We start from the raw sequence: 7,497 nt of genomic DNA on the forward strand, positions 1-7,497 counted from the left end.
TTAATATATTTTTAATCTACTTTTACAATCCAACCTTCTGGCGCTGGAATATCACCAAACTGAATTCCTGTCAATTCATCATAGAGCTTACGAGTCACAGGTCCTACTTCTGTTTCACTATAGAATACATGGAAATCATCACCGTGCTGAATACCTCCAATTGGAGAAATAACCGCTGCTGTACCACAGGCACCTGCCTCTACAAAACGGTCAAGGTTATCAATTGGAACATCACCCTCAATAGGAGTTAATCCCAAACGATGTTCTGCCAAATAAAGCAAGGAATACTTGGTAATAGATGGCAAGATAGATGGACTCAATGGCGTTACAAATTCATTATCAGCTGTGATTCCAAAGAAGTTAGCTGATCCGACTTCTTCAATCTTTGTATGAGTTGAAGGGTCTAGGTAGATAACATCTGAGAAATGGCGCGATTTAGCCAATTTCCCTGGCAAAAGACTGGCAGCATAGTTTCCACCAACCTTTGCCGCACCTGTACCATTTGGAGCTGCACGGTCGTATTCATCCTGAATCAAGAAGTTGGTTGGGACCAAACCACCCTTAAAGTAATTTCCAACTGGCATAGTAAAGATAATAAAAATATACTCCTCTGCTGGTTTTACCCCGATAATATCTCCGACACCAATCAAAAGAGGGCGAAGATAGAGGGTTCCACCTGTTCCGTATGGTGGTACGTATTCTTCATTCGCACGGACAACTGCTTTACAAGCTTCTACAAACATGTCTGTCGGAACTTGTGGCATCAAGAGACGGTCACATGTCCGTTGCAGGCGTTTGGCATTTTCATCAGGACGGAACAGTTGAACACTGCCATCTTTAGTACGATAAGCTTTCAAACCTTCAAATGCTTGTTGTCCATAGTGGAGACTTGGAGAAGACTCTGAAATATGCAAAGTTGCATCCTCTGTAAGCTCTCCTTGATTCCATTGTCCATTTTTAAAATGAGCAATATAGCGATAAGGTAATTTCATATAGGAGAAACCAAGGTTTTCCCAATCAATCGTTACTGTCATATTCCACTCCTTATTCTAAAAACCTATTTCTTATATTCTACACTTTTTTTCTAAAATAGCAAGTATATTTTGTAATTTTCAGAAAATTTCTTCAATAAAAAGAACCAGCTCTTAGAACTGATTCTTCATTTCACTTATTTAGCTTCAGTAAATACTTCTTTAAGATAAGCGTCAAAAACTTCTTCATCTGAAATCGTGTCAGAAATGAAGCTTCCATTGCTAGTGCGTTCTGACAAGTTCAAGTCTTGCAATCGGCTTTCATAGATTGTTCCTTTATTAGATTGGATAAGCAAAGTTTGATCGTTCCCGTCCACTTCCGTACTGAAGAGATCACCAACAAAGCCTTGTTCTGCAACTGCACCAGCCAAGAAGACACGGTGCGGTTTGTTTTTCAACTCACGCAAGACTTGTAGTCCTCGTTTGGCACGGCTGGTTGCCGGAATTTCGTCAATAGAAACACGTTTCAAACTTCCACGCTGAGTCAAGAGGTAGAAAGATGATGTATTACAGATAAAGGCAGACTGGAGAACATCATCTTCTTTCAAGTTCATAGCCTTGACCCCTGCAGCCTTGGCACCGACAACCGGAACCTCTTCGATATTGAAACGTAGGGCATAACCATTTTGGCTAATCAAAAGAACATCATCTAGTTTAATCGGAGCCACTGCTACAATCTGGTCTGTATCGTCTTTGAGCTTAGCATACTTGACAGACTTAGACTTGTAGGTCCGCCATGGAGTGAATTCTTTGCGTTCTACACGCTTGATTTGACCGAGACGAGTAGCTGCAAAATAAGTTGTCGCATCATCAAACTGATCCACGACTTCCACATAAAGGATTTCTTCGTTAGTTTCAAAGTTTGTAATGGTCTGGCTCAGATGCTCTCCGATGTCCTTCCAACGAATATCTGCCAATTCATGGATTGGTCGATAAATGACATTTCCAAGCGTCGTGAACATCAAGAGATGTTGAGTTGTCTTGGCAGATTGAACAAAAATCAAACGATCGTCATCACGTTTGCCAATTTCTTCCAGAGTGGATGCCGCAAAGGAACGTGGGCTGGTACGCTTGATATAACCTGCCTTGGTCACGCTGACATAGGTATCTTCCTCAGCGATAAGACTAGCTGTATCAATCTCAATTGCTTTTGCTGTGTCTTCTAAAGTACTCAAACGCGGAGTTGCAAATTTCTTCTTGACCTCACGAAGCTCTTTCTTCATAAGATTGTACATGGTCCGTTCATCCCCGATAATCGCCGCAAGCATAGCAATCTTCTCACGAAGTTCTGCTTCTTCCTCCTGCAAGACAACTACGTCTGTATTGGTCAAACGGTACAGTTGCAAGGTTACGATAGCCTCAGCCTGTTCTTCTGTAAAATCATAGCTGACCTTAAGGTTTTCCTTGGCGTCAGCCTTATTCTCAGAAGCGCGGATAAGAGCAATGACTTCGTCCAAAATCGAAATCACACGAATCAAACCTTCGACAATATGGAGACGCTTCTCAGCCTTTTCCTTGTCAAAGCGGGAACGCGCCAAAATCACTTCTCGACGGTGAGCGATGTAGCTAGACAGGATTGGAACAATCCCAACCTGACGAGGCGTGAAATTGTCAATCGCCACCATGTTAAAGTTGTAATTTATTTGTAGGTCGGTGTATTTGAAGAGATAGTTAAGAACGAGCTCAGTATTAGCGTCTTTTTTGAGCTCAATAGCGATTCGAAGACCGTCACGGTCAGACTCATCACGAACCTCAGCAATTCCAGCCACCTTATTATTGACACGAACATCATCAATCTTCTTGACTAGATTGGCCTTGTTGATTTCATAAGGAATCTCAGTGATAACGATTTGTTCCTTACCACCTTTTAACTTTTCAATCTCAGTCTTGGAACGAACAACCACGCGCCCTTTCCCAGTTTCATAGGCCTTCTTGATTTCATCACGACCCTGGATAATCCCTCCAGTCGGGAAGTCTGGTCCAGGCAAGAATTCCATGAGTTTATCCACCTTGGCAGTTGGATGATCAATCATATAAACCGTCGCATCAATAACCTCAGCTAAATTATGAGGTGGAATATCTGTGGCATAACCAGCCGAAATACCAGTAGAACCATTAACCAAGAGGTTTGGAAAGGCTGCTGGTAAGACTGTCGGTTCTTTCTCGGTATCGTCAAAGTTCCATGCAAAAGGAACAGTCTTTTTCTCGATATCTTGAAGAAGATAGCCAGCAATCTCAGACAAACGTGCCTCAGTATAACGCATAGCCGCAGGCGGATCTCCGTCCATAGAACCGTTATTACCGTGCATTTCGACTAGAATCTCACGATTTTTCCAGTCCTGTGACATACGAACCATGGCATCATAGATAGAAGAATCACCGTGTGGGTGGAAATTCCCCATGATGTTACCGACAGACTTGGCTGACTTACGGTAGCTCTTGTCAAAGGTATTGCCATCCTTATTCATCGAATAAAGAATACGGCGCTGAACTGGCTTCAAGCCATCACGAATATCTGGCAAAGCCCGGTCTTGAATAATGTACTTGGAGTAGCGACCAAAGCGCTCTCCCATGATATCCTCCAGGGACATATTTTGAATGTTAGACATAAGATATAAAGCCCGTAAAACACCAAGTGAAAATAGGAATTTCTTGCAGTTAACGATGCTCACCAGAGAATTTATCTTTTTCACACAGCATTTAGGGCGTGTTCAACTCCTTTCAAAGAATATAGAGTATGTGTAATGATAAAAGGATTAGTCCAATGTTCAGTTACGATAAGTAACCAAACTATCCTTTCTGTAGTTTAATATGTTCTTCAGTGAGTAATAAGGAATTTTCACACAGTATTTAAGGCGTGTTCAACTCCTTTCGAAGAATGTAGTGTATTTTTTATGGAAAAAGAAAAAATATAGAGTAAGTGAGTTTCACCAAATTCCTGTATCGTCATTTCCACTTGAAATATCTACTCCACAAATCCTCGTTTATACTTGATATGGCTGGCGATATTACTATCTACATCTTTCTTATCCCAAAGTTGGAGTTCCCATGGGTAGTAAAAATTACTTTTATTTTTAAAATAGATATGAATACCGACATAGCCATCTTTATCTCGTAAATACCAGTTTTTTAGTCCGTACAGCTCTTGCCAATCATCTAATTTATCCATGACTTGAGCAATCTCTTTGGAACTTAAAATCATACGAGCACCAAAAATATCATTAAGAATAGAATTCACAGGATAGCCCTCTTGACGCTCAGAAAAACGTGTAATTTTATCTAAAATAGACTCAGAAGTTTTGACACGATAAACATAGGCAATATCTTGGACATCCGCTTTCATCAGATAGTCATTAATTGACTCATGTAAATTCAGACGGTAGGCCAAAATCGCTTTAGTCGGAACTTTTGAAAAGGTATGCTTGAGATTGATTTTTTCCACCTTACCCGTTTCAAAATAATCTTTAGAATATTCTCGATGAATACGATTAATCTCTGTAATGAGGCGTTCCACTTTTTCAATCATAAGTCTTCTCCTCTCGCTTTTTCATTTTTCTAGTTATTCCCAAACTTCTTCACTCTTTCCTCAGCATATCTCATCATCTTCTCAGCCACTTCCTTCTCATAGTCAAAGCCCATCTTGTGAGCAAGGGATTGAGCTTCTTGGTGGAAAAATTTCATCGTAGCAAACAAAGACTGAGTGATTTTGTCTAAACTGGAGAAATCAAGAAGATTAGATAGCTCCTTCTCTTTCTCAGCAGGCAAATAGTGAAAGATGTACTTGTAATTCTTGCCAACATCGACCGTTCCCTTATCTGCTGCCACTTGCCAAGCTAAAAGCTTGAGCAATTCTTGTTGGCAAATTCCATAGAGATGATCCGTCGCATAGATGAGCTGATTCCTACAAATCCCTTTGACAACGTAGGCTGACACCCACCAAAATTCATTACAGGAATTTTTAAAATCCGTTTCAGTAGCTGGGGTTATCCAGTGACGCTTTGGACTGGGAGAATATGACTCAAACAAGCCCTTCTCATCTTCTAAAACTATGAATTTCGACTCGCTATCTACCCACTCTTGAATGTATTCTTTAGGGCAAAGAGTCAAATCGATACGATTGCCATCTTCAAAGAGCATGAGGTAGAGACGACGATGGTCAAGAGCAACCTCTTGCTCGATAATGCGTTTCCCAAACTGGTCTAGCCAAGAAAGGTCACTCGTTAGATTGTCTATGTCATCTACTACATAGACCACGTCATAGTCTTGAAATTCATCTGTTTGAACCTTTTGGTTTGTACGTGAACCAGACATGGCGACAGCTTTGACTTGTAAAGTTTTGGCAGTCTGTAAAATCAGATCTAGCATTTCTGTTTCAGTTCTCATGTTGATACCCATTCATTAAAAAGTGACTTAAAACACTGTCGCTTCTTCCAACGTAAACTTGACATTATCCTCAATCCACTTACGTCGTGGTTCGACCTTGTCGCCCATGAGGACATTGACACGACGTTCGGCGCGTGCTAGGTCTTCGATAGTGACACGGATAAGAGTACGGGTTTCTGGGTTCATGGTTGTTTCCCAGAGCTGATCCGCATTCATCTCACCAAGACCTTTATAACGTTGGAGTGTAGCACCTTTACCAAACTGTTTACGGAGTTCTTCTAGTTCCCCGTCCGTCCATGCGTAAGCTACTTCTTCCTTCTTGCCTTTACCTTTTGACATCTTGTAAAGAGGCGGAAGGGCGATATAGACATGTCCTGCCTCGACAAGAGGACGCATATAGCGGTAAAAGAAGGTTAAGAGAAGTGTTTGAATGTGGGCACCGTCGGTATCCGCATCGGTCATGATAATAATCTTGTCATAGTTGGCATCTTCAATAGAGAAGTCTGCCCCAACACCCGCGCCAATAGTATAAATCATAGTATTGATTTCTTCATTTTTGAGGATATCTGCCATCTTGGCCTTGGCTGTATTGATAACCTTACCACGAAGAGGCAAGATAGCCTGGAACTTGCGGTCACGACCTTGCTTAGCAGAACCACCGGCAGAATCCCCCTCGACTAGATAGAGTTCATTCTTAGAAGGATTTTTGGACTGGGCTGGGGTTAATTTACCAGACAGCAAGCCCTTGTCCTTCTTGTTTTTCTTCCCATTTCGGCTCTCATCACGCGCCTTACGAGCCGCTTCACGAGCATCACGCGCCTTGATAGCCTTGCGAATAAGGTTAGAAGCTAGTTCCCCATTTTCCATAAGGAAAAATGTCAACTTATCAGCCACAATGCCATCCACAACGGGACGAGCAAGAGGGCTTCCTAGCTTGTCCTTGGTCTGCCCTTCAAACTGGAGGTGTTCTTCAGGAACCAAGATAGAAAGAACAGCCGCTAGTCCCTCACGATAGTCTGAACCTTCAAGGTTTTTATCTTTTTCCTTGAGAAGACCTGTCTTACGCGCGTAGTCGTTCATAACCTTGGTAATAGCGGACTTGAGTCCTGTCTCGTGCGTACCACCATCTTTGGTGCGAACGTTATTGACAAAGGACAAGATGTTATCTGAAAATCCATCATTGTACTGAAGAGCTACTTCCACTTGGAAACCATTATCTTCCCCCTCAAAGTACAGAACCGGTGTCAAGGTTTCCTTGTCTTCGTTTAGATAAGAAACAAAGTCCTGTACCCCATTCTCATAGTGGAACTCAATCGCTTCATCTGTACGCTTGTCCGTCAAAGACAAGGTCACATTTTTCAAGAGAAAGGCTGACTCATTGAGGCGTTCTGAAATGGTATTGTACTTGAAGTCTGTCGTAGAAAAGATGGTCGCATCAGGCATAAATGTAACCTTGGTACCTGTCTTAGACTTAGGCGCTGTAGCAATTTTCTTCAAGGTCATGACAGGTTTTCCCCCATTTTCAAAACGTTGCTTATAGATTGCACCATCACGGGTAATTTCTACTTCTAACCAGCTAGAAAGTGCATTAACAACGGAAGAACCCACCCCGTGGAGACCACCAGATGTCTTGTAGCCACCCTGACCGAACTTCCCTCCGGCATGAAGAATGGTAAAGATAACCTCAACTGTTGGGATTCCCATAGCGTGCATACCAGTTGGCATTCCACGTCCATGGTCTTGCACAGTTAAACTGCCATCTTTATTGATGGTCACATCAATACGATCACCAAATCCAGACAAGGCCTCATCGACTGCATTGTCGACGATTTCCCAGACGAGGTGGTGGAGACCAGCACCATCGGTCGATCCTATATACATCCCCGGACGTTTTCGAACCGCATCCAACCCTTCTAGCACCTGAATGGCATCATCATTATAATTGTTAATATTGATTTCCTTTTTTGACACAAGGAACCTCCTATTCGTTCATCTTTACTATTCTACAGGTTTTCCTAGGATTTTGCAAAATTTTTCTTTCTCCGGTGTGACAATTTCAGCAGAGCTAACTTCTCAAAGTAAC

Annotated in this window: 5 protein-coding genes; all 5 read right to left on the reverse strand. The window is 42.0% G+C overall.

What is annotated here, in order from left to right:
- Positions 1 to 11: 11 nt before the first annotated feature.
- The 5 genes from HT721_RS05235 to parE all read right to left on the reverse strand — a co-directional run bounded on the left by HT721_RS05235 (position 12) and on the right by parE (position 7,385).
- Positions 12 to 1,034 carry a branched-chain amino acid aminotransferase gene (locus tag HT721_RS05235; RefSeq protein WP_000219004.1) on the reverse strand — a complete coding sequence of 341 codons (1,023 nt, stop codon included), beginning with the start codon at positions 1,032 to 1,034 and terminating at the stop codon, positions 12 to 14.
- Between the two features lie 134 nt (positions 1,035 to 1,168).
- A complete protein-coding gene (parC, locus tag HT721_RS05240) occupies positions 1,169 to 3,640 on the reverse strand; it encodes a DNA topoisomerase IV subunit A (RefSeq protein ID WP_173214241.1) in 2,472 nt (823 codons plus the stop codon).
- 356 nt (positions 3,641 to 3,996) lie between these two features.
- On the reverse strand, positions 3,997 to 4,557 hold the full coding sequence (locus HT721_RS05245; protein WP_057487181.1) for a GTP pyrophosphokinase: 561 nt from the start codon (positions 4,555 to 4,557) through the stop codon (positions 3,997 to 3,999).
- Positions 4,558 to 4,586: 29 nt separating this feature from the next.
- Positions 4,587 to 5,414 carry an aminoglycoside 6-adenylyltransferase gene (locus tag HT721_RS05250; protein WP_173214240.1) on the reverse strand — a complete coding sequence of 276 codons (828 nt, stop codon included), beginning with the start codon at positions 5,412 to 5,414 and terminating at the stop codon, positions 4,587 to 4,589.
- Positions 5,415 to 5,441: 27 nt separating this feature from the next.
- Positions 5,442 to 7,385 (reverse strand): DNA topoisomerase IV subunit B, encoded by a 1,944-nt coding sequence (parE, locus tag HT721_RS05255; RefSeq protein ID WP_173214239.1) that lies wholly within the window; start codon positions 7,383 to 7,385, stop codon positions 5,442 to 5,444.
- Between the last annotated feature and the right edge of the window lie 112 nt (positions 7,386 to 7,497).

The organism is Streptococcus sp. 4094, from assembly GCF_013277125.1.
Lineage (GTDB): Bacteria > Bacillota > Bacilli > Lactobacillales > Streptococcaceae > Streptococcus.

What these genes read in the sequence shown, in the direction of transcription:
- HT721_RS05235 (WP_000219004.1), bottom strand. Translation starts at nt 1,034, where the DNA reads ATGACAGTAACGATTGATTGGGAAAACCTTGGTTTCTCCTATATGAAA.
- parC (WP_173214241.1), bottom strand. Translation starts at nt 3,640, where the DNA reads ATGTCTAACATTCAAAATATGTCCCTGGAGGATATCATGGGAGAGCGC.
- HT721_RS05245 (WP_057487181.1), bottom strand. Translation starts at nt 4,557, where the DNA reads ATGATTGAAAAAGTGGAACGCCTCATTACAGAGATTAATCGTATTCAT.
- HT721_RS05250 (WP_173214240.1), bottom strand. Translation starts at nt 5,414, where the DNA reads ATGAGAACTGAAACAGAAATGCTAGATCTGATTTTACAGACTGCCAAA.